Annotated in this window: 1 protein-coding gene; it reads left to right on the top strand. The window is 56.9% G+C overall.

The features are described 5' to 3' along the window. The first annotated feature begins 60 nt into the window (after window positions 1–60). A protein-coding gene (locus ACFWW4_RS22660; RefSeq protein WP_411892906.1) for an IS3 family transposase occupies window positions 61–1,208 on the top strand; the annotation gives its coding sequence in 2 pieces (ribosomal slippage) (window positions 61–307 and window positions 307–1,208; 1,149 coding nt in all). Window positions 1,209–1,238: the final 30 nt, after the last annotated feature.

The following is a 1,238-nucleotide window of genomic DNA, read 5'->3' as shown; positions in this document are numbered from 1 at the left end:
TGGCCTGCTGCCGGTTTCGTGGACACCGAGATAAGGTGTTTATGAAACTGGAGAATCTACATGACGAGAAGAGTGTTCAGCCGCGAGTTCAAGCAGGAAGCGGTAGAGTTGGTGACGGAGCGCGGTGTGAGCGCCGCTCAGGCTTCGAGGGATCTGGGGATACATGCGACGGTGCTTCGACGTTGGATACGTGCTGCCGAGGCTAATGGTTCAGGGGTTTTTCCCGGGCACGGGAAACTGACGCCAGATCAGGAAGAACTGAGAAGCCTGCGGCGTGAGGTATCGAAGCTGAAGGCAGAGCGCGATATCTTAAAAAAGGCCGCGGCCTACTTCGCCAAGGACCAGCTATGATGTTTGGTTTCGTGGCGAAGCACCGAGGGGTTTGGCCAGTGAGTTGGATGTGCGATGCGCTCGGTGTGTCGCGAAGTGGCTTCCATGCCTGGCTGGCACGGCCACGCAGCGACAGATCGCTCCGGGATGAGAAGCTATCGGCAGCGATCCGTTCAAGCTTTCTGCGTTCGGACCGCACCTACGGTGCTCGACGCGTTTGGCATGATCTTCTTGAAGAGGGCTATTCCTGCGGCCTGCATTGTGTCGAACGGCTCATGCGCCACAACGCCTTCAGAGCGCGTCCTAAACGCCGACAGCCACCAAAAGATCAAGGCACTCGATCTGTCATTGCTGCCAACGTGCTTGAGCGAGAGTTCGAGGCAAGCGGTCCGAACCAGAAATGGGTGGCAGACTTCACCTACATCTGGACGGCCGAAGGCTGGCTCTATGTGGCGGCTGTCATTGATCTGTTCTCTCGGCGCGTCGTCGGCTGGTCCATGAGCGATCAGATGACATCGCAGATGGTGATCGATGCCCTGATCATGGCGATCTGGCGCAGAGGCCGGCCACAGGAACTGCTGCATCACTCGGACCAGGGTAGCCAATACACCAGTGAACCATTCCAGCGCCTAATGACGGACCATGGCATCACATGCTCCATGAGCCGTTCTGGAAATGTCTGGGACAATGCTGCGATGGAAAGCTTCTTCTCGTCACTGAAGACCGAAAGAGTGAGGCGGAAGACCTACCGAACCCGCAAACAAGCTCGGGTGGATGTGTTCGACTACATCGAACGGTTCTACAACCCGAAACGCCGCCACTCGACCATCGGCTATCTAAGCCCTATGACATTCGAGGAGCGAGCAATGAAAGCTTAAGTTGCCGTCCACAAAACCGGCAGCAGGCCA

This window comes from Yoonia sp. SDW83-1, assembly GCF_046762885.1.
Classification (GTDB): domain Bacteria; phylum Pseudomonadota; class Alphaproteobacteria; order Rhodobacterales; family Rhodobacteraceae; genus Yoonia.
The sequence above is the reverse complement of the archived record's forward strand: the minus strand, read 5'-3'. Positions and strand labels throughout refer to the sequence as shown.